Here is a 19,186-nt window from a genome sequence, read left to right as displayed (position 1 = left end):
TGTGTCAGACGGTCGCGACCGGCGCCTCCGCGGGAGTCAGCGGCTTCATCTGCCACGGCCCGCGGGTGGCCAGCAGGTAGAAGAGGCCGAAGCCCACACCGCAGCCGATGAACCAGCTGTACTGGGCGGCCACCCCCATCGATGCGAACGAACCGCCCAGCAACACCGGGATCACCGCCAGCACGGCGCCGACCACGGTCGCCACCACCGCCACCGGGTTGTAGCCCTTGCGGTACCAGTAGTTGGCCGTCGGGGACATGGTGAACAGGTCGTCAACCGCGATCTTCTGTTTGCGGATCAGATAGAAGTCGGCGATCAGCACACCGAACAGCGGGCCGATGAACGCGCCCAGCGTCTCGAGCGTGTAGTGGATGACCTCGGGGTTGCTGTACAGATTCCACGGCGTGATCAGCACCGAACCGACAGCGGCGATCATCCCGCCGGCTCGCCAGCTGATCTTCTGCGGGCTGACGTTGGAGAAGTCGAACGCCGGCGAGATGAAGTTGGCCACGATGTTGATCCCGATGGTGGCGATGGTGAATGTCAACGCACCCAACACGATTGCCATGGTGCTGTCGATCCGGGCGACAGTTTCCACCGGATCGGTGAGCAGCTCGCCGAACACCGGAACCGTCGCGGCCGCGGTGATGACCACCAGCAGCGAGAACACCAGGAAATTCACCGGCAGGCCCAAGAAGTTGCCCTTCTTGACCGCGGCGAAAGACTTGCCGTAGCGCGAGAAGTCGCCGAAGTTCAGCATCGGTCCCGAGAAGTAGGACACCACCAGTGCGATGGCACCGAGCATGATTGCGACGGTGTTGCCGTTCTTCTCGCCGCCGAGGGTCAGGCTGACGTGCCAGTCGCTGCGATACAGCAGGTAGCCGCAGAGCATGAACATCACGACATACACTGCGGGCCCGCAGAAGTCGATGAACTTGCGGATCGATTCCATCCCGCGCCAGAACACACATGCCTGCAGGATCCACAGCAGGATGAAGCTGCCCCAGCCCAGCAGGGACAATCCCGCAAATCCGTGGTTGTCGACGTCGGCATAGGGCATCAGGGCCGGGAAGAGTTTGAGCAGCACCACATCCAGGGCGGCTGAGGCAAGATAGGTCTGGATTCCGTACCACGCCACCGCAATCAGGCCGCGGATGATGGCCGGGATGTTGGCGCCCAGTACGCCGAACGAGCTACGGCAGACGACCGGGTACGGAACGCCGGTCTGCTGACTGGGTTTGGCCACCAGGTTGCAGAAGAAGTTGACGATGACGATGCCGACGAGCAGTGCCACGAGGACCTGCCAACTCGCCAACCCGAGGGCAAACAAGCTGCCTGCGGTGACGTAGCCGCCCACACTGTGCACGTCCGACATCCAGAACGCAAAGATGTTGTACGACGTCCAACTCTGCCGGCCCAGCGGGGCAAGATCCTCATTGGTCAGCCGCGGGTCGTAACCCGGTTTGATGACGCCGCCGCCGACGGGATGTCCGGCTGCTTCGATGAGGTCGTCTGCGCCGACGATGGCGCCCGGGGGTAGATCACGGGTATCGGTCATGGTCGGTGCTTCCTGCTCGATGGCTCCCAAAAGGTGATGCAGGCAAGCTAGTAAGACGGTGTTTCTCGGTCGTTGCGCCGAAGATATATTTTGGCGCGTCAGTCGTCTTCGATGACAAGACCGGTATCGGTGGGCAGTGCCGAGACGATTTTGTTGAGGCGCATGTTGTGGACCGCGGCCGCGGCCAACAGCGCGTCGACATCCCGGTCGAGGAACGCGCTGAGCATCACCCGGTGGTCAGCATGGAGCAGGGCCCGTTGACGATTCTCGACATGCACCATCAGCTGCACGGGTTCGGTGATGTTCCAAGATGATTCGAGCATGTGCACAAGCCGCAACATGCGGGATGGGCGGCTGAGCGCCAGGTGGAACTGCCTGCTGTGTCGATGGTAGGCCTGGGCGTCGTCGAACTTCACCGCCTGTTCGAGCGTGTGGTGCACGTCGGCCAGGTGGGTCCTGTCCTGGTCGGTGGCGCCGAGCACGGCGGCTGCCATGGCCGCGGATTCCAGAGTTTCACGAACGAGGTACATCTCGGCGAGCTCGCTGGCCGTCAATTGGGCCACTGTGTAGCCGGAGTTCGGCCGGTGCTGCACCAGGCCTTCCCCGGTGAGGGTTTTCAAACCTTCTCGTACCGGTATGTGGCTGACTCCGAACGCGTCGGCAACCTCGGTCACGGGTATGGGCGTGCCCGGGGGGACGGCACCGTCGAGGATCACCCGGCGCAGTTCGCCGACGATGTTCTGGCGGGAGGCGCCGTCTCTGCCCAGGGCCGCCCGGAACAGGGCCGCAGAGTGTCGACGATCGGACATGCAGCGATCCTGCTACGTCTGCGCCGAACGTGCGCCCCGAGAACATTCCATCATTGACATGTCATAAGTGGAGGGTGAAAATGGGTGAGTCAGCGATTCCGAGCCCAGGAGAGTCCGACATGACTGACATCACCGATACCGAGAACCTTGCCGATCGGGGCAATCTGCCCGCCGACGGAGCGTTCTTCCGCACTGGGAACTATGCCCCCGTTCCCGACGAACTCACCGACTTCGACCTCGACATCGACGGGACGATCCCGCCTGAACTGAACGGTTGGTACCTGCGCAATGGTCCCAATCCACGTCAGGAGAACGCACACTGGTTCACCGGCGACGGGATGATCCACGGGGTCCGGATCGACAACGGCCACGCCGCCTGGTACCGCAACCGCTGGGTGCGGACCGACAGCTTCGACGAGCACTTCCCGCTCTACAACGCCGACGGCACCCGCAACCTGCATGCCAGCATCGCCAACACCCACGTCGTCAACCACGCCGGAAAGACGCTGGCGCTGGTCGAGTCGTCCCTGCCCTATGAGATCACCAACGACCTGGAGACCGTCGGGGCCTACGATTTCGGGGGTGTACTGACGGACTCGATGACCGCGCATCCGAAGATCTGCCCCACCACCGGTGAACTGCACTTCTTCGGCTACGGCAACATCTTCACCCCGCACGTCACCTATCACCGGGCCGACGCCAACGGAGAGCTGGTGATCAACCGCCCCGTCGACGTGCCCGCGCTGACGATGATGCACGACTTCGCCCTCACGTCCGGGCACGTGATCTTCATGGACCTTCCCATCGTCTTCAACCTCGACGTGGCGATCAACAGGCCCGGAGACATGCCCTACCGGTGGGATGACGGCTACGGCGCCCGCCTGGGCGTACTGCGCCGAGACGACCCGTTCGGCGAGATCCGCTGGTTCGACATCGACCCGTGTTACGTCTTCCACGTCGCCAACTCCTACGACGACGGAAATTCGATTGTGCTGCAGGCGGTTCGGTATCCCGAGCTGTGGCGTGACACCGGCACCTTCGACGCCGACGGCGTGCTGTGGAGCTGGACGCTGGACCTCGAGACGGGAACAGTCGCCGAACGCCAACTCGACGACCGTGCAGTCGAATTCCCCCGAATCGACGACAGACTCGCCGGACTGGCTGCCCGCCACACCGTCTCGGTGGCCGATGACAGCCTGATCCGCTACGACCTGCACAGGGGTACTTCCGAGCAACACTCCTTCGGTGCCGGCAGGCCCGGGGAAGCTGTTTTTGTCCCGTCGGTATCAGGGCCCGCCGACGAATCCAACGGCTACTACCTGGGATACGTCTACGATCCGGCGCGCGACGGCAGTGATCTGGTGATTCTCGATGCCTCCGACTTCGCCGGCGCCCCGGTGGGCCGCATTCGGCTTCCCCGCCGGGTGCCCTACGGGTTTCACGGGAACTGGATCGACGGCTAGCAGTTTGCCTCGGCACACGTTTGCCAAAACGCGCCACGGGTAGGCCTTCTGCATGTCCCGCGCTGATCTGGAAGCCAATCACGCCCCCGAGCACCGCTCCGACCACGTGCCCCGCGGCCGAATCGTCTTGAATTGGGCGCTGGCGTGGGCGACGGTCATCGGAGCGGCGGCGCTGGTGGTCCTGGCGTACGGCAAGGTGATGGGAACCGCGGCCTGCACCGCCGACACCTGCGGGGTGCCGTCGGAAGGCCTGTTCACCGTGCTGCTGTACGGGCCGCCGGTGGTGGCAGCGGTAGCGGTGCTGGTGTCCTTTGTGACCGCCGGACGCCGGCGCGGTTATCTGGTGCCCGTGGTGGCGTGGCTGCTGCTTCTTGTCGATCTGGTGTTACTGCTGACCACATTCCAGCGTTGAGACGCCGGTACCTCAGTCCTTCGGCGCCGACCGGTGGAACACCGTCATCACCACCACGGCCGCCAGCAGCGCGAGCGTGCCGGCGATGATCGCCGTGGGTGCGATACCGGAATCGAACGCCGTGCGGGCCGACGCCATCAGGGCGTCGCCGATATCTGACGGCACGGTGGCCGCGACCGAGGTCGCTCCACCGATGCTCTCGGCGGCCGCGTTGGTCTGCTCGGGGGTCAGCCCGGCAGGCACCTCGACGTTGTTGCGGTAGAACGTGGTGAAGATGGTACCCAGTGTCGCGGTGCCGACGACGGCGCCGAACTCGTAGGCCGTCTCCGAAACAGCTGATGCCGCACCTGCTTTGGCCGGTGGCACCGAGGCCACGATGGTGTCGTTGGACATCGTCTGCGACATCCCCACGCCCAGTTCCAGCACGACAAACGACACGATCACCGCGACCACCGACAGGTCGTGGCGGAACAGCAGGATCAGGAAGAATCCGGCCGCGACCAGGAGCAACCCGAAGGTCATCAGCGCCCGCGGCGTGTAATGCTTTGCCAGCTTGACCACGGCGAGGCCGGCGATCACCGACACCACCGCACCCGGCAGCGTCACCAGCCCGGCCACCAGGGGACTCATCCCGAGCACCAACTGCAGATGCTGGGAGATGAAGAACAGGAAGCCGATGAGGCCCACGATGGACAGGAAGTTCGCCAGGATCGACGAGGTGAACGGGCCGTAGCTGAACAGCTCCATGTCGAGCATCGGAGTGGCGCTTCGGTTCTGACGCCGAATGAACATTGCTCCCGACACCAGTCCCACAGCCACGGCACCGAGGATCGCCGGTGAGAAGCCGTTGTGAGCGGCGGTCTTGATCGCCCACACCAGAGGCAACATCGCTGTGAACGACAGGGCCACGCTGATGAGGTCCAGCGGGCCCGGGTTGGGGTCGCGGGACTCCGGCACCAGTTTCGGGGCCAGCACCAACAACGGCAGCAGCATCGGGACCGCCATGAGAAACACCGAGCCCCAATGGAAATGCTGAAGCAGAGCGCCGCCGACGATCGGCCCCAGCGCTGAGCCGGCCGTGAAACCCGCGGCCCAGATGGCGATGGCGAGCCGCCGGGCGGAGGCGTCGACAAAGATGTTGCGCAGCAGCGACAGGGTCGAGGGCATCAGCATGGCGCCGAACACACCAAGCAGGGCGCGGGCGAGCACCAGCATCTCTGCGGACGGGGCGAAGGCAGCGAGGACCGAGACCACCGCAAACCCGGTGGAGCCGATCATCAGCAGCCGTCGGCGGCCGAGGCGGTCGCCAAGACCGCCCATGGCGACCAGTAGCGCGGCCAGTACCAGGGCGTAGACGTCGACCAGCCACAGCTGCGTGGCCGCCGTCGGCCGGAAATCCTCGGCGATCGAGGGCAGCGCAAACGTCAGCACGGTGTTGTCGATGGCGATCAACATCACCGGCAACATCAGTACCGACAGCGCCAGCCAGGCGCTGCGCGGTGTGGTGGTCGGGGTCGTGGGTTCGACACCGGTGGTCATGGGTGCTCCTGAAGTTCTGAAGTGGTCGAGACAGAGCCGAGACGGCGCTAGTTCGTGGACCGGATGGTGCCCTCGGTGAGGGTGGCCATGATGGCGTCGACGATTCGGTGTTTGGGGGTGCCGTCCTCTTTGGCGGCTTGATAGCCGGCATTGAGTAGCGCCCAGAACGCCCGGCGCGCCCACCCGGGTGGCGCGGTGTCCGGTTGGGTGGACACCTTGGCCAGCATCTCCGCGATGACCTCATCCCCGGTGTCGAGGTGGGCCATGAGTTCGGTGTCGGCGTTGACGATCGGTTCGGTGAAGACGTAGACCACGATGGGTCCCAGCTCCAGCTGCCCTTCCACCACTCGGCGCAGTGCCGCCAGCGGCGACCCGCACTCGGGCTCGGCTTCGTTGATCGCGGCATTGCTGAGCTCGTGCACATGCAGGGCAAGCGCGCGGATCAGGTCGGCCCGCTCGGGGAAGTAACGGTGCAGCGTGCTGCGGCCGACCGCGGCGGCGGCAGCGATATCGCTGAGCGGCGCGGCCGGGTTCTCGGCCAGCACCGTCATGGCGGCATCGATGATCGCCTTACGCGTCCGCCCCCGCGGACCGCCCTCGATTGACTCAACACTCACGCATCAAAACGTAGCACATTTTCCCCATAATGAGACAGAGATGTCCCACAATGAAGGTATTGGGTACCTCGGGTGGAATTGGGGTGGCGGCAGCTCAAACAGGCGGCGTGAAGCCGTCGGGCTCCCGCGAGGGTGCCGCCGAAGGCTGCTGCGTCGACGGAGGTGGAGGTTGCGGTGGCCGTGCCTGTTGGAAGGCGGCAGGCTGTTGGAAGATGGCAGGCTGTTGAGGCGGTGGCCACGGGGCCACCGGCCAGGCCGGAGCAGGCATCGGCGGTGCCGGCGGACCAGCACGCCGCGCGAGCCGGTCGAGTTCGCGACGATGCCGCTCGGCCAGTACCGCAGCCAGCACATATTGCGGTGGAGTGCCGGGAGGTGGTGGTGGCGAGATGCGGGCCAGGACCTCTCCGGCGATGCGATAGGCCATCTGATCACGCAGGGCCGAGTCGAGGTGTGGAGCGCGCGACAGGAACTGCCGGGCCAACTCGGCCTGTTCGGTACCCAGTCCGGACAGCTGTAGTGAGGCCGCCCACCACGCGAGATTGGGGGGCATCGGCGGCGGCGGGCTGAGCTTGGGTCCGCGCTCGCTGATCACCACGGTGCCGGCGAACACGTCACCGATGCGCTTGCCCTTCGGCGAGACCAGGCTGCAGATCACCGCGGGGCCACCGAACATCAGCCAGATCTCGATCACCGCGGACAGCGAACGAAACAACGCCTGGCGGAAGCGTTCCGGGCTGCCGTCCTCGGACACCACTCGCAGGCCCATCGCCATCTTGCCCAGGGAACGCCCCCGGGTGGCGGTTTCGAAAGCCAACGGGTAACCGAGCAGGACCAGCACGGTGAAAATGATCATCACGGCAGCTGACAACGCCGGGTCGTAGTCAGCCAGCGTCGCAGCCCACAGCATCAGGCCGAGAAGATAGCCGACAAACATCACCACGATGTCGATCAGCGCCCCCACCGCCCGGACCGGCAACTGCGCCAGCTGCACGTCCAGGACCACCGCGTCACCGGTGACCACGGAACCGGGATCCTGCGCCGCGGTCTGGGGTGAGCTGAACATTGCCACGCTGGCGACGCTACTAGACTCCGTCGGGTGGATGTCGATGCGTTTGTGCTCGCTCATCGGCCCACGTGGGATCGTCTGGAAATTCTGGTCAAGAGGCGCCGGAACCTGACCGGAGCCGAAATCGACGAACTGGTGGAGCTCTACCAGCGCGTGTCCACCCACCTGTCGATGCTGCGTTCGTCATCGACCGACTCGGTGCTGGTGGGGCGGTTGTCCACACTGGTGGCCCGCGCCCGGGCCGCAGTCACCGGCGCTCATGCCCCGTTGTGGAGCGAATTCGCCCGGTTCTGGACGGTGTCGTTCCCGGTGGTCGCCTACCGCGCGTGGCGCTGGTGGCTTGGATCGGCGGTGGCATTCTTTGTGGTGGCCGCGATCATCGGCTTCTGGGTGGCTCTCAACCCCGAGGTGCAGGCCGCCGTAGGCACTCCGACCGAGATCGACGAACTGGTCAACAGTCAGTTCGCGTCCTACTACAGCGAGAATCCCGCCGGCTCATTTGCGCTGCGCGTGTGGGTGAACAACTCCTGGGTGGCCGCCCAGTGCATCGGATTTGCTGTCTTGCTGGGGATTCCGATCCCGTATGTGCTGTTCCAGAACGCCGCCAACCTAGGAGTCTCCGGCGGGCTGATGTTCTACCACGGCAAAGGTGACGTCTTCCTCGGATTGCTCGCCCCGCACGGGCTGCTGGAGCTCACGGCGGTGTTCCTGGCGGCCGCGGCCGGGATGCGGTTGGGGTGGTCGGTGATATCACCGGGGAACCGGCCGCGTGGTCAGGTGCTGGCCGAACAGGGCCGGGCTGTGGTCAGCGTCGCGGTGGGACTGGTGGTGGTACTGCTGATCTCGGGACTCATCGAAGCGTTTGTAACGCCGTCGCCGTTCCCGACCTTTGTGCGCATCACAATCGGCGTGCTGGCCGAGATCGCCTTCCTGGCCTACATCGTGTACTTCGGCCGCAAGGCGGTGCAGGCCGGAGCGACCGGTGACGTCGACGACAAACCCGATGTGGTACCCACTGCCTAGTCCCCACTTCTGACCGCGAGCAGTCGCAAACCCGGGTGATTTGAGGCTCTCGAACCCGAGTCTGCGTCTGCTCGCCGGGGAAAATCGCGCAGAGAATTGGCGCCGGGGAGAGTTCAGAGCTTGCCGGTCGCCTTCATCGCCAGGTAACGATCCGCCAGCGCAGGTGCCAGCTCCTCGGGCAACGCATCGACGACCTCGACGCCGCTGCGGCGCAGCCGGGATGCGATGGACCGCCGATCGTTGCGGGACTTCTCGGCCGCGGCGGCGTCGTACACGGCAGCGGCATCGGAGCGGCCGCCGGCCAACTCGTCGACCCGGGGATCGGAGACCGCGGCCACGATCACCTGATGCCGGGATGCCAGCTGGGGCAGCACGGGCAGCAGGCCCTCGTCGAGAGCCGACGCGTTCAGCTCGGTGAGCAACACCACCAGTGCGCGGCTGCGGACCCGACGCTGGATCGCGGCAACCATTGCAGCTGAATCTGATTCGATCAGTGTCGGTTCCAGCGGGGCCATCACGTCCACCAGCTGCGCCAGCAACTCGGTACGGGATGCGCCGACGACGGCGGCGCGGGTGGTCCGGTCGTGGGCCAGGAAATCCACGCGATCCCCGGCGCGGGATGCCAATGCCGCCAACAACAGCGCAGCATCCAAGGACCAGTCCAGTCGTGGCCAGCCTCCCGGGTCGCTCGAGGTGGGGTCGACACCGACCCTGCCGGCGGAGGTGCGGCCGGTGTCGACCACGATCACCACCCGCCGGTCGCGCTCGGGCCGCCAGGTGCGGACCACCACATCGTGGCGGCGTGCCGTGGCGCGCCAGTCGATGGACCGCACATCATCGCCGACGACATACTCACGCAGCGAGTCGAATTCGGTTCCCTGGCCGCGGATCAGGACCGGGATCATCCCGTCGAGCTCCCGCAACTTCGCCAACCGCGACGGCAGGTGTTTACGGGACAGGAAGGGCGGCAGGATCCGCACCGTCCACGGCACTCGATGTGAACTCTGCCGGCCGGCCAGGCCGAGAGGCCCGACGGACCGGGCCGTCACCATCGCCGAGAGCTGGTCACCACGCCGCATCGGATGTAGCGCGGTCTGCACCCGCACCTGTTGTCGCGGATCGATGTTCACCTCATGGGAGCGCGGTTGCGCCCGCGTGCTGGGCGCCCAGGCGTCGCGGACCACGCCACGAAAGGTTTTGGTACCGCAATTGTGCACCGAGAGCTCCACCTGCACCGGTTCGCCCAAGCGCGCCGACGTGTCCCCGGACCGGGTGAACTGCAGCGACCGGGTGCTCGCCGCCAGGGTGATGTCAACAACGACGGCTGCCGCCAGAATCGCGAACAACACGGCAAAAGCCGCTGCCGGCCAAGGTGCCACCGCGACCGGCAATACGCAGACCAGCGCCACCAGCCCCGTCCTGCCGGTCAGGATCATTACCGCGGCACCGGCACGGCCGACAGGATCCCGTCGAGTACGCCGTCCGGCGTGGCGCCCTCGAGTTCGGCCTCGGGCCGCAGCGCCACCCGGTGCCGCAGGGTGGGGCGCGCCATCGCCTTGACGTCGTCGGGGGTGACGTAGTTGCGGCCCGACAGCCACGCCCACGAACGCGCGGTGCCGAGCAGCGCCGTCGACCCGCGTGGTGAAACGCCCAGCTGCAGTGCCGGCGACTGCCGGGTGGCCCCCACGATGTCGACGATGTAGCCCAGGACTTCGTCGGCAACCATCACCTGGCGGGTCGCTTCCCGAGCGGCGATCAGGTCCTCGATGGTGGCGACAGGTTTGATCGCCGACAGATCGCGGGGATCGAAGCCGTGCGCATGACGGCTCAGGATCGCGACCTCCTGATTGCGTGGCGGCAGTGGAACATTCAGCTTCAGCAGGAACCGGTCCAGCTGGGCCTCGGGCAACTGATAGGTGCCCTCGTACTCGATGGGGTTCTGGGTTGCGGCGACGATGAACGGATCCGGAAGCGCACGGGGGTCCCCGTCCACACTGACCTGACGCTCCTCCATCGCTTCCAACAGTGCGGCCTGCGTCTTGGGTGGTGTCCGGTTGATCTCGTCGGCGAGCATCAGGTTGGTGAACACCGGACCCTGCCGGAATTCGAACTCCGCCGTGCGCGCGTCGTAGATCAACGATCCGGTGATATCGCCGGGCATCAGGTCAGGGGTGAACTGCACCCGTTTGAACTCCAGTTGCAACGCCGCGGCCAGGGCCCGGACCAGCAGCGTCTTCGCCACGCCGGGAACACCTTCCAGGAGCACGTGGCCCCGGCACAGCAGCGCGATGACGAGGCCACTGACCACAGCGTCTTGACCGACGACAGCCTTGGCGATTTCGTTGCGCAGCGCGAGCAGTGCGGTGCGTGCGGATTCTGAAGTGGCGGTAGCGGGCTGCGTCACGAGTGGGTGACCTGCCTTTCGATGTCGTCGAGAGCACGGGCAAGGAACATCAGGTCGTCGTCCGAGGCCGGGGTGGGCCCGAACAGAGTGTGGTGGACGGTATTCGGATCGGTGGCGGTGTGCTGCGCGACGGCCTGCACCACCGTGGCCGGCGCGGTGCGGGCGCCCAGCCCCAGTCGGGGTGTCAGGCGCTGCAGGGTTGCGGTGCGCAGCGCCTCGGCGGCCTGGTCACGGGCCCGCCGGGACCGGTACAGCCGGCCGCGTCCCTCAACGGTCTCCGAGGCACGTACCACCACCGGGAGGCGCTCTGGCACCAGCGGACCCAAGCGCCGCCCCTTCCACAGCGCGACCAGTCCCACCACCAGCCACAGCTGCCAGACGATCCAGTCGACCTGTTCGGGGATCAAGTCGAATATCGTTGCCGAACTGGAGCTCTCACCTTCGATCCGCTGAGGTGCATACCAGACGAGTCGAGGTGAGGCGCCGGCGAGATTCATCGCCAGCGCGGCGTTGCCTTCATGTAGCAGTGTCGAATTGGTCATGAAGTTGGCCGTACTGGCCACGGTGACGGTGCGGCCGTCGTCGGAGTAACGGACCACCGCACCCGAGTAGCAGCGGGTGAGATCCACCGAGGAATCGTCGGCCGCCTCATAGGTGTCGGTGGGGCCGAATTGTGCGCTGCCGGCACGGGTGGCCTCCGGCAGATCGCAGTTGGGCTCGCCGCCATAGGTTGCAGTCGGGGCCACTTGGACCTGCGGGGCCAGAATTTCGCGGGTTCGGGAGGTGGGCTCCACCACCAGCCGGTCACCCGGCGCGTCGGCCAGTCGGCGCAGCAGCGCCTCGTCGGCCATGTAGTTCGTCTGCGCGATCAGGATCAGCGAATCGGGTCGCGCCGCCTGCGCTGCCTCGGCCACGGTGTCGGCGACGATCACCTCGACACCGCGATCACGCAACAGCTCGACCAGCGCGTGCGCGCCGTTCGGGGATGTCGCGCTCGGATCCATCCGCCCGCCCGGGCGCGGTGCCGACAACCACGCGACTGCGGTGGCCAGCACCACGATGACCACGAGCACCGCACCGACCCAGCGCCAGGTGCGCCACCGGCTCTTCAGACTCGGCGCAGTCGATGTGGACGTCGACGTCACCGCGGGTCCGCCCATCCGGAAGCCGCCGCGGGGGTCGGCGCTGACGCCGGGACCGCAGAATTGGTGCGCAGGTGGTCGTCCAGATCGCTGATCTTCTGATATGCGATGTGGGTTCCCGGTCGGCCGCCGTAGGTGACATCGTTGAAAGCGGTTGCCGCGGCCATGAATTCGGCGGTCAGCTGGGGGAGTGAGGCGCCTGCGTCGCGGGCCAGCTCATTGGCTGTACGGCCGGGGATCGCCGCCAGCATCCCGACCTCTTCGAGATGGCGTGCGACAGCCCGCAGCCGGTGCCGGATGGCTGCCGCCCAATCGCCCCGCGCCGCGCACTGCTGTGCCAGCTCCCGGTATCCGCCGGCAGTCAGTTCAGCCGGCCCGAACAACTGGTGGTCGCCACCGCGATTGGTGCGCATCGCCTTCCGGGCGATCCGGACCGCCACCACAGCGACGGCTACGGCGATGAGCAACAGCACCATGATGGTGAACCAGCCCCCCGGCACCATCGAACCATTGGTGACGATGCGGTAGATCAGGTCATCGATCCAGCCACTGATGAGATCGTTCAACGAGGCCTTCGGGTAGATGGCTTTGTTGAGCTCGTTCTCTGCGGCTTCACGGGCGGCGTCGCGGTCGATGTCTACCGGTGGCACGGTGGTCGTCTCCTCAGCGTCGGACCAGCCACAAGTTGTCGGTTGATTCGGTGGTGGCCGGGCCACCGGCCGCTCCGGTGCGCAACACCAGGTCGAATGCCTCGGCGCGGATGCGTCGATCGGTGTAGAGCAGGACCACCACCCCCGCGGTGAACGGTGTGGTGATGATCTGGGCGATGATGACGCCGACAGTCGCCGACACCGCGCCGAACAGGATCGCCGAGGTGGAATCGCCGCCGGCGACCAACTGTCCCAGCGCGAACGGCATCCCGATAGCCATCGTGACGGCCCACACGACGATCCCGGCCAATGCGCGGATACCAAAAACCCGCAGGAAGTCGTTACGGATCAACGCGAACGAGCGCTTGATCGACGCGATGACGGGCATCCGTTCCAGCACCACCGACACCGGTGCAAAGGACAGCATGGTAGCCAGATAGACCAGCCCCACGATGCCGCCGATGCCCAGCGGAATTCCGACGATGACAGCGGCGCCCGCACCCACGGCAACCGCCAAGACCGTGATGATCGCGACGATGATGCCGACGATCAGCACCAAACCGAGCAGCTCCAGCAACGCCAGCCCGAGCAGCGGCAGGATCCGATCCCGGATCCTGGACCAGGCTTCGCCGATCGTGATGGACGATCCGAACACCGCCCGACCGACTACCACGGTCAACATGCCGGACAGGACCACCGCGGCAAACGCCTGCATGAGCGTCGCGACGCCACTGCCGGCGGCCGAACTGAGCATCGCCGCATCCGAGGCGCCGGGACTGTAGAGCGCGTCCAGGTTTCCCATCAGCGCCAGCGGGCCGACCTGCATGATCAGCCCGATGACCTGCGTGATGATGACGACGGCGGCCGTCAGCCCCAGCGTCGCCTTCAGATTTGCCCGGATGTAGCGGACCGCGCCGTTGAAGATGTCCCCGAGGGTGAGCGGGCGCAGCGGGATCACGCCCGGCTGCATCGCGACCGGCGGCAGTCCCGGATATCCGGGGGGATAGGGGTACCCGGGCGGCGGATACCCGGCTTGGGGATGGCCGTGCTGTGGGTACCCCGGGGGCGGATACCCGTGCTGCGGATATCCCGGTGGGGGGTAGCCCTGCTGCGGATACTGCGGCGGGGGATATCCGTACGGTGACGGATTGCCCGGCGGCGGATATCCCTGCTGCGGATTTTCGGGCGGCGGCCAGCCGGATCCGCTCGGAGGCTGGGTCACCCGCGAGTCCGCCCGTCGTTGCTACTCATGTCAACCATCCTGTCGATGAGCCCTGGAAATGACAACGATACGAGCTCGGCGCGTAGCGTCGAGACCATGGCTGAGCTCAAAGCGCGGTTACGGTCGGACCTCACTGCAGCGATGAAGGCACGGGACACGTTGCGCGTCGCCACCCTGCGGATGCTGCTGGCGGCCATCCAAACCGAAGAGGTTGCCGGTAGACAGGCGCGCGAACTCTCCGATGCCGAGGTGCTCAAGGTGCTCACCCGGGAGTCGAAGAAGCGAGGCGAAGCAGCGCAGATCTACGTCACCAACGGTCGAGGTGAGCTGGCTGCCAACGAACGGGCCGAAGCCGAGGTGATCGAGGAGTACCTGCCGACTCAACTCGACGACGACGAAGTGGCCCATGCGGCCGACACCGCCATCGCCCAGGTCGCCGAGGAGCTCGGCGAACGGCCGGGCCCCCGACAGCTGGGTCTGGTGATGAAGGCGGCCAACGCGATCGTCGCTGGAAAGGCCGACGGGGCGCGGGTCGCTGCCGCCGTGAAGGACCGACTCTAGGCGGTTGGCCCGCCGCGGGCCGGGGTATCCGACCATCATGACGCGGTTCGGATACACCCTGATGACCGAGCAAGCGGGTCCCAAAGAGCTTGTCCGGCATGCCATTTCCGCAGAGACGGCGGGTTTCGACTTCGAAGTGTGCAGTGACCACTTCTCGCCGTGGCTGGCGGCGCAAGGCCACGCCCCGAACGCCTGGGTAGTCCTCGGGGCCGTCGCACACGCGACCGAGCACGTCGACCTGTACTCCTACGTCACCTGCCCGACCATTCGCTACCACCCGGCGATCGTCGCCCAGCAGGCCGCAACCGTGCAGATCCTCGCGGACGGCCGGTTCACATTGGGCCTCGGAAGTGGGGAAAGCCTCAACGAGCACATCGTCGGAACGGGATGGCCCAGCCTGCAGACACGCCAGGACATGCTCGTCGAGGCCGTGCATCTCATCCGGGAACTCTGGACCGGCACGCTGGTCGACTGGCGCGGCGAGTATTTCCAGGTGGATTCGGCCCGCATCTGGGACATCCCGGAGATGCCCATCGGTATCGGTATCTCGATCACCGGGGACCGCGCGCTCGACAACTTCGCCGCGCTGGCCGACCACCTGATCGAAGTGCAGCCCGACGCCGAACGGGTCCGCGCCTGGCATCGGGCCAGGCAGGCTACCGGGTTGCCCGGATTCGGGCGGGTCGTGGGGCAGATACCGGTGTGCTGGGATCCCAGCCGAGACGCCGCCATCGAACGGGCCCACCAGCAGTTCCGCTGGTTCAGTGGCGGCTGGGCCGTGAACGCGGACCTGCCCACCACCGCCGGCTTTGCCGGGGCGACCCAGTTCGTCCGTCCCGAGGATGTCGCCGCCGGCATCCCCTGCGGCCCTGATCTCGACGCGATCGTCGACGCCGTGAGTGCCTATTGGAAGGCCGGGTTCACCGATATCGCCCTGATCCAGATCGGCGGCGACCAGCAGGAACAGTTCTTCAGGGAAGCCGCCGAGCCGCTGCTGACCGCGTTGCGTTCCGCAGCAGCATGATGAATCGAGGAGACCGTCATGACCGATGAGCACAGCCTGCGCATTGCGACGAGTCCACACGAAGTCAAGGGCGTGCCCGACAAGGACAGTCCGGGCTCCCGGAAACCCAATAGGCGCGGTGAAGTCGCTCCGGAAGAAGTCGCTCCGGATGCCGCCGACCAGGGGGCCCAGGAACCACCGGATTGAGCTAGGACAGCGCCGTCAGTGCGCGCCGTGCCCGGCGCTCGACCAGCAATGGCACAAAATCGCGGATGGTGCTCTGGTGGAACTGGGCGTGGGCCTGTCCGATGGTGCTGGAAATGCTCTGCGGGTCCAGCTCGGTGAAGACATCGATGAGGCGGAGCTCGATCTCGCGTAGCAGATCCTGCTCACTCTTCTTTGGCACCGCTCAAGATTTCCCGGCGGGTAACCGTGCGTCAACGAGGTGTCCATCACAGATCTACTTTGATGGCGCGGTTTAACGGCGGCGAAACGGGGCATCTGTTGTCGGCGGATACAAACATCGGGTGCGCACTGTGTTCGCCCGTCTGATGGAAGGCCACCGTGACTGCAACTCTGCCCGAGGTGGGCCACACCCTGCTGGCTACCCCCGATGTGTATCGGCCGCAAGAAGATTCGCATCTCTTGGTCGAGACGATGGAGCGCGCCACCGTGGTTGTGGGGCGCCGTGTGGTGGACCTGTGCACCGGCAGCGGCGTCGTGGCTATCGCCGCCGCGCAGCTGGGAGCTCAATCCGTGAGCGCTTGGGACATCTCATTCGACGCAGTGCAATGCGCACGCCACAACGCCCAGGCCGCGGAGGTGGACGTCACCGTCCGCCACGGCATGTTCACCGAGGCTCTCGAGCATGGCCCGTACGACGTTGTGGTGGTGAATCCGCCCTATGTGCCCAACCCGACGACCGTGGATCTGTCCTTTCGGTCCGATACCGACCCGATGTGGTCCTGGGATGGTGGTGATGACGGACGAAGGGTGATCGACCCGCTGTGTGACATCGCCGCAGACCTGCTGGCCGACGGCGGCTCGATGCTGTTGGTGCAGTCCGAATTCGCCGGTGTGGACCAGACCGTGAACGCGTTGTGCCGATCCGGTCTGCATACCGATATCGTTGCCCGGCAGTCTATTCCGTTCGGTCCAGTGTTGACGGCGCAGGCGTCGTGGCTGGAAGCGACCGGCCGGCTGCCGGTCGGGCATCGCTGTGAGGAGTTGGTCGTGATCAGGGCGTACAAGCAATGAACGACGCCGAACCCCGTCGGGTCCGGATCGTCCCCAAAGGGCCGGTCATGGTGCAGGGGCCGCTGAGGATCGAGATGCCCGACGGCAGCACTGTGGAGTCAGATCGATTCATGGTGGCGATCTGTACCTGCAGGCGCAGCCGGACCTACCCGTTGTGCGACACCAGCCACCGGCGGACGGCCCGGCCGCCGGCCTGAACCTGCTCAGTCCACGGGGCGGCGCAGCGTCGAGCGGCCGGCGGTCCAGTCCGACATCAACAGCTCCGCCAAGTGGTCTTCGACCACCGAGAAGGCGTGGATGCCGAAGATGACGTCACGCTCGAGATGTGGCTCCATACGGATCAATTCGCCCACCACATCGGTACGAACCACTTGCTCGTGGACGGCGTCCGCCTCGACGTGTTCGCGGTAGAACCGTACGCACGGTGCCGGAGCGCCGAGACGCTCGAGGCCTTCGACCAGGCGGGCGGAACCTGGGGGTGAGGTGATCTCTGTCGCGGCAAAATGGCCGACTGCCGCGCCGCGGAGTTCACGGTGCAGTCCGAACATCGACATCAAGTTCACCACTGACAGCGCTTGCGCCGGAACATGATCGAGATAGCCGAGGTAGCTGGCATCGAGATGGGCGGCGGTCAAGAGATCGGCGAACAATTCCTGGTGGACGTGCTCGCCGCGGCCACCGCCGTATTCATCGAATTCCACTGCGACGAAGGAAGCTTTGGCTTGTCCACGCAGCCGCGGAATCGCCCATGCGTGCGGATCGGCTTCCTTCAGGTGGTACAGCGACCGGTGCACAAAATACTCGCGGGCCTGCTCCCAGGTTCCCTTGTCCCGCAAGAAATACGACGGCCCGGCACCGTCGGCCGGCTCGACCGAGATCTTGTCCATGACCGCCGTCGCCGTCGAATCCTCTTCCAGCGAGCCGACCTCAGAGGTCACCGCGTCCAGAAACGCGCTCTCCAGCTGTGCCCGCAAGTGCAACAGACCCGGATTCCACTCCCAGCCGGCGTCGACGGCCTGGAAACCCCGATAGTGCAATTCGTAGCAGATGTAGAGCGCCAGCTGCAGATCGATGCCCCACGGATCCGAATCGGTGACCGGCGCGGCAATCCTGGCGATGTGCCGGCGCTGCGGGCGGCCACCCAACACCTCGAGCACCGTGGCCGACAGCGGCCCAGCGGCAACGGGGAGGTGAGGTTCTGTCAGGGGCGCGGTTGGGGGCACGGTTGAACAGATACCCGTCGCTACCGGTCGGAAACCATTCCCGGCGATGTCACACCCGCCACAACGCTTCCTGCGTCATGCTCGCGACCAGTGCACCATCCTGGCTGTACATCGACCCCACGACCAAGCCGCGATTGTCGTTGTTGTTGACCGGATTCACCTCATAGCGGTGCCAGCTCGCCGGGTGGAAGGGACGATGGAACCACACCGAATGATCCAGACTGGCCGCATATCCGGCACCGGGCCGCAGCAGCGTTCCCGGGGGGCGGGCGGCGGGGACGGGCCCCAGGTCCGAAACGAACGTCAACGCACAGGCGCGGTGCAGGGCGTCGTCGGCAATCACGTCGCGGAACCTGACCCAGTACGGTGGCACCGCAAACGCCGACGGGTCCGACGGCGCGGTACGGATCTCCAGATGCTCGGCGATCGCCAGTCTGGAATCCCACAGCTGGGCGGTGTCGAGGTCGATCGGGGCCGGCGCGGGCGGATGCCAGTCGGCTCCGGCCTCGGGTCGGTGGAACGACGCGATCATCTCCAGGATGGCTTTGCCCTCCTGGACCGCGGTCACACGCCGAGTGTCGAACGAGCGGCCATCGCGAGTGCGCTCCACCTCGAAGTGCAATGGCACCCCGAATTTGCCACCCCGAACGAAGTACGCGTGCAGGGACTGGGGCAACTTGTCCGGCTCGACCGTGGCACCCGCGGCGCCGAGGGCCTGTGCGGCGATCATCCCCCCGAACAGCCGCTCACCGCGGCCACCGGCTGGATCTCGCACCACGAACACGTCACCGTCCCGCTCGAACGACAACAGCTCGCCGATCCAGCATTTCGTGGCGCCCGTCATACGAGGTGACCTTAGCTATCGGCGAAATACCGCTGCGCGTCGGCCGCCATCCGGCCGAAAACGGACCTGATCACCGGTGCCAACGCCTGTAGCGGCATCCGTAGCGCGCTCTTGGGTTCGATGGCCACGGTCCAGTCGAACAGGGTGCCGTCGCCGTCGGGTGTCAGGACGTAATCCTCCCCGAAACGGCGAAACAACGGGGCGCTGGCCTCATACACGTAGAACGAGTAGCCGGCCCCGGTGTCATCGGGGGCATCCCAACGGAAGTTATCTGTAACGGTAATAGCTGTGTGTAAGACAGTTACCGAGGTGCGTTTGAATGCGCGGGATCTACGAGGAACACAGTGTTATCTGTAACGGTGTAACTGACGAGCGAGCCCGTTTTTTTGGGGG

22 protein-coding genes are annotated in these 19,186 nt (G+C 65.9%); 8 read left to right on the top strand and 14 right to left on the bottom strand.

Annotated features, from left to right (window positions below):
• Window positions 1–4: 4 nt before the first annotated feature.
• Window positions 5–1,558, bottom strand: a complete 1,554-nt coding sequence (locus tag WBB07_RS10010; protein WP_526307162.1) for an NCS1 family nucleobase:cation symporter-1 — start codon at window positions 1,556–1,558, stop codon at window positions 5–7.
• 98 nt (window positions 1,559–1,656) lie between these two features.
• Window positions 1,657–2,367 (bottom strand): GntR family transcriptional regulator, encoded by a 711-nt coding sequence (locus WBB07_RS10005; RefSeq protein WP_526307160.1) that lies wholly within the window; start codon window positions 2,365–2,367, stop codon window positions 1,657–1,659.
• Between the two features lie 119 nt (window positions 2,368–2,486).
• Between WBB07_RS10005 and WBB07_RS10000 the strand changes: the two genes are divergently transcribed.
• Both WBB07_RS10000 and WBB07_RS09995 read left to right on the top strand, forming a co-directional pair.
• Complete coding sequence (locus WBB07_RS10000; protein WP_526307158.1) at window positions 2,487–3,830, top strand: carotenoid oxygenase family protein; 1,344 nt, start codon at window positions 2,487–2,489, stop codon at window positions 3,828–3,830.
• A gap of 52 nt (window positions 3,831–3,882) precedes the next feature.
• Window positions 3,883–4,242, top strand: a complete 360-nt coding sequence (locus WBB07_RS09995) for a hypothetical protein (protein ID WP_526307156.1) — start codon at window positions 3,883–3,885, stop codon at window positions 4,240–4,242.
• A 12-nt stretch (window positions 4,243–4,254) separates the two neighbouring features.
• Here WBB07_RS09995 and lfrA read toward each other — a convergent pair whose 3' ends face one another.
• The 3 genes from lfrA to WBB07_RS09980 all read right to left on the bottom strand — a co-directional run bounded on the left by lfrA (window position 4,255) and on the right by WBB07_RS09980 (window position 7,461).
• Entirely contained in the window at window positions 4,255–5,781 is a 1,527-nt protein-coding gene (gene lfrA, locus WBB07_RS09990; protein WP_526307154.1) for an efflux MFS transporter LfrA, read from the bottom strand.
• Between the two features lie 47 nt (window positions 5,782–5,828).
• The gene (locus WBB07_RS09985; protein ID WP_526307152.1) at window positions 5,829–6,398 is read right to left on the bottom strand and encodes a TetR/AcrR family transcriptional regulator; all 570 of its coding nucleotides are present in this window, start codon (window positions 6,396–6,398) and stop codon (window positions 5,829–5,831) included.
• Window positions 6,399–6,492: 94 nt separating this feature from the next.
• A complete protein-coding gene (locus WBB07_RS09980) occupies window positions 6,493–7,461 on the bottom strand; it encodes an RDD family protein (protein WP_526307243.1) in 969 nt (322 codons plus the stop codon).
• 33 nt (window positions 7,462–7,494) lie between these two features.
• On the opposite strand from WBB07_RS09980, the gene WBB07_RS09975 reads away from it, so the two are divergent.
• Window positions 7,495–8,487, top strand: a complete 993-nt coding sequence (locus WBB07_RS09975; protein ID WP_526307150.1) for a stage II sporulation protein M — start codon at window positions 7,495–7,497, stop codon at window positions 8,485–8,487.
• Between the two features lie 113 nt (window positions 8,488–8,600).
• Here WBB07_RS09975 and WBB07_RS09970 read toward each other — a convergent pair whose 3' ends face one another.
• Genes WBB07_RS09970 through WBB07_RS09950 form a run of 5 tightly spaced genes read right to left on the bottom strand, consistent with a single transcriptional unit; the run spans window position 8,601 to window position 13,905 of the window.
• Window positions 8,601–9,923, bottom strand: a complete 1,323-nt coding sequence (locus tag WBB07_RS09970; protein ID WP_526307149.1) for a DUF58 domain-containing protein — start codon at window positions 9,921–9,923, stop codon at window positions 8,601–8,603.
• Window positions 9,923–10,891: an AAA family ATPase gene (locus WBB07_RS09965; RefSeq protein WP_526307147.1), complete on the bottom strand. Its 969-nt coding sequence runs from the start codon at window positions 10,889–10,891 to the stop codon at window positions 9,923–9,925. The genes WBB07_RS09970 and WBB07_RS09965 overlap by 1 nt, the downstream gene beginning before the upstream one ends.
• Window positions 10,888–12,051 (bottom strand): DUF4350 domain-containing protein, encoded by a 1,164-nt coding sequence (locus tag WBB07_RS09960; protein ID WP_526307145.1) that lies wholly within the window; start codon window positions 12,049–12,051, stop codon window positions 10,888–10,890. Before WBB07_RS09960 ends, WBB07_RS09965 begins: the two co-directional genes overlap by 4 nt.
• Window positions 12,033–12,683 carry a DUF4129 domain-containing protein gene (locus tag WBB07_RS09955; protein ID WP_526307143.1) on the bottom strand — a complete coding sequence of 217 codons (651 nt, stop codon included), beginning with the start codon at window positions 12,681–12,683 and terminating at the stop codon, window positions 12,033–12,035. Before WBB07_RS09955 ends, WBB07_RS09960 begins: the two co-directional genes overlap by 19 nt.
• 13 nt (window positions 12,684–12,696) lie before the next feature.
• The gene (locus tag WBB07_RS09950; RefSeq protein WP_526307141.1) at window positions 12,697–13,905 is read right to left on the bottom strand and encodes a DUF7847 domain-containing protein; all 1,209 of its coding nucleotides are present in this window, start codon (window positions 13,903–13,905) and stop codon (window positions 12,697–12,699) included.
• A 96-nt stretch (window positions 13,906–14,001) separates the two neighbouring features.
• Between WBB07_RS09950 and WBB07_RS09945 the strand changes: the two genes are divergently transcribed.
• From WBB07_RS09945 to WBB07_RS09935, 3 genes are read left to right on the top strand one after another with little or no spacing between them, the layout of a single operon-like run.
• Window positions 14,002–14,466 (top strand): GatB/YqeY domain-containing protein, encoded by a 465-nt coding sequence (locus WBB07_RS09945; RefSeq protein ID WP_526307139.1) that lies wholly within the window; start codon window positions 14,002–14,004, stop codon window positions 14,464–14,466.
• A gap of 37 nt (window positions 14,467–14,503) precedes the next feature.
• The gene (locus WBB07_RS09940) at window positions 14,504–15,490 is read left to right on the top strand and encodes an LLM class F420-dependent oxidoreductase (RefSeq protein WP_526307137.1); all 987 of its coding nucleotides are present in this window, start codon (window positions 14,504–14,506) and stop codon (window positions 15,488–15,490) included.
• Between the two features lie 18 nt (window positions 15,491–15,508).
• Window positions 15,509–15,676, top strand: coding sequence for a hypothetical protein (locus WBB07_RS09935; protein ID WP_526307135.1), 168 nt, complete (start codon window positions 15,509–15,511; stop codon window positions 15,674–15,676).
• 1 nt (window position 15,677) lies between these two features.
• On the opposite strand, the gene WBB07_RS09930 is transcribed toward WBB07_RS09935, so the two are convergent.
• A complete protein-coding gene (locus WBB07_RS09930; protein WP_526307133.1) occupies window positions 15,678–15,875 on the bottom strand; it encodes a three-helix bundle dimerization domain-containing protein in 198 nt (65 codons plus the stop codon).
• Window positions 15,876–16,033: 158 nt separating this feature from the next.
• Here WBB07_RS09930 and WBB07_RS09925 point away from each other — a divergent pair, with 158 nt between their 5' ends.
• Both WBB07_RS09925 and WBB07_RS09920 read left to right on the top strand, forming a co-directional pair.
• The gene (locus tag WBB07_RS09925) at window positions 16,034–16,726 is read left to right on the top strand and encodes a HemK2/MTQ2 family protein methyltransferase (RefSeq protein ID WP_526307131.1); all 693 of its coding nucleotides are present in this window, start codon (window positions 16,034–16,036) and stop codon (window positions 16,724–16,726) included.
• Window positions 16,723–16,923 (top strand): CDGSH iron-sulfur domain-containing protein, encoded by a 201-nt coding sequence (locus WBB07_RS09920; protein WP_526307129.1) that lies wholly within the window; start codon window positions 16,723–16,725, stop codon window positions 16,921–16,923. Before WBB07_RS09925 ends, WBB07_RS09920 begins: the two co-directional genes overlap by 4 nt.
• A gap of 6 nt (window positions 16,924–16,929) precedes the next feature.
• Here WBB07_RS09920 and WBB07_RS09915 read toward each other — a convergent pair whose 3' ends face one another.
• The 3 genes from WBB07_RS09915 to WBB07_RS09905 are packed head-to-tail and all read right to left on the bottom strand — an operon-like array spanning window position 16,930 to window position 19,011.
• A complete protein-coding gene (locus tag WBB07_RS09915; RefSeq protein ID WP_526307127.1) occupies window positions 16,930–17,949 on the bottom strand; it encodes an iron-containing redox enzyme family protein in 1,020 nt (339 codons plus the stop codon).
• A gap of 49 nt (window positions 17,950–17,998) precedes the next feature.
• Window positions 17,999–18,793, bottom strand: a complete 795-nt coding sequence (locus WBB07_RS09910; protein ID WP_526307126.1) for an acyl-CoA thioesterase — start codon at window positions 18,791–18,793, stop codon at window positions 17,999–18,001.
• 11 nt (window positions 18,794–18,804) lie between these two features.
• Window positions 18,805–19,011, bottom strand: a complete 207-nt coding sequence (locus WBB07_RS09905) for an SRPBCC family protein (RefSeq protein ID WP_526307124.1) — start codon at window positions 19,009–19,011, stop codon at window positions 18,805–18,807.
• Window positions 19,012–19,186 lie beyond the last annotated feature (175 nt).

Source organism: Mycobacterium sp., assembly GCF_049647605.1.
Classification (GTDB): Bacteria; Actinomycetota; Actinomycetes; order Mycobacteriales; family Mycobacteriaceae; genus Mycobacterium.
Note: the sequence above shows the minus strand (reverse complement) of the source record. Positions and strands in the feature narration are given on the sequence as shown.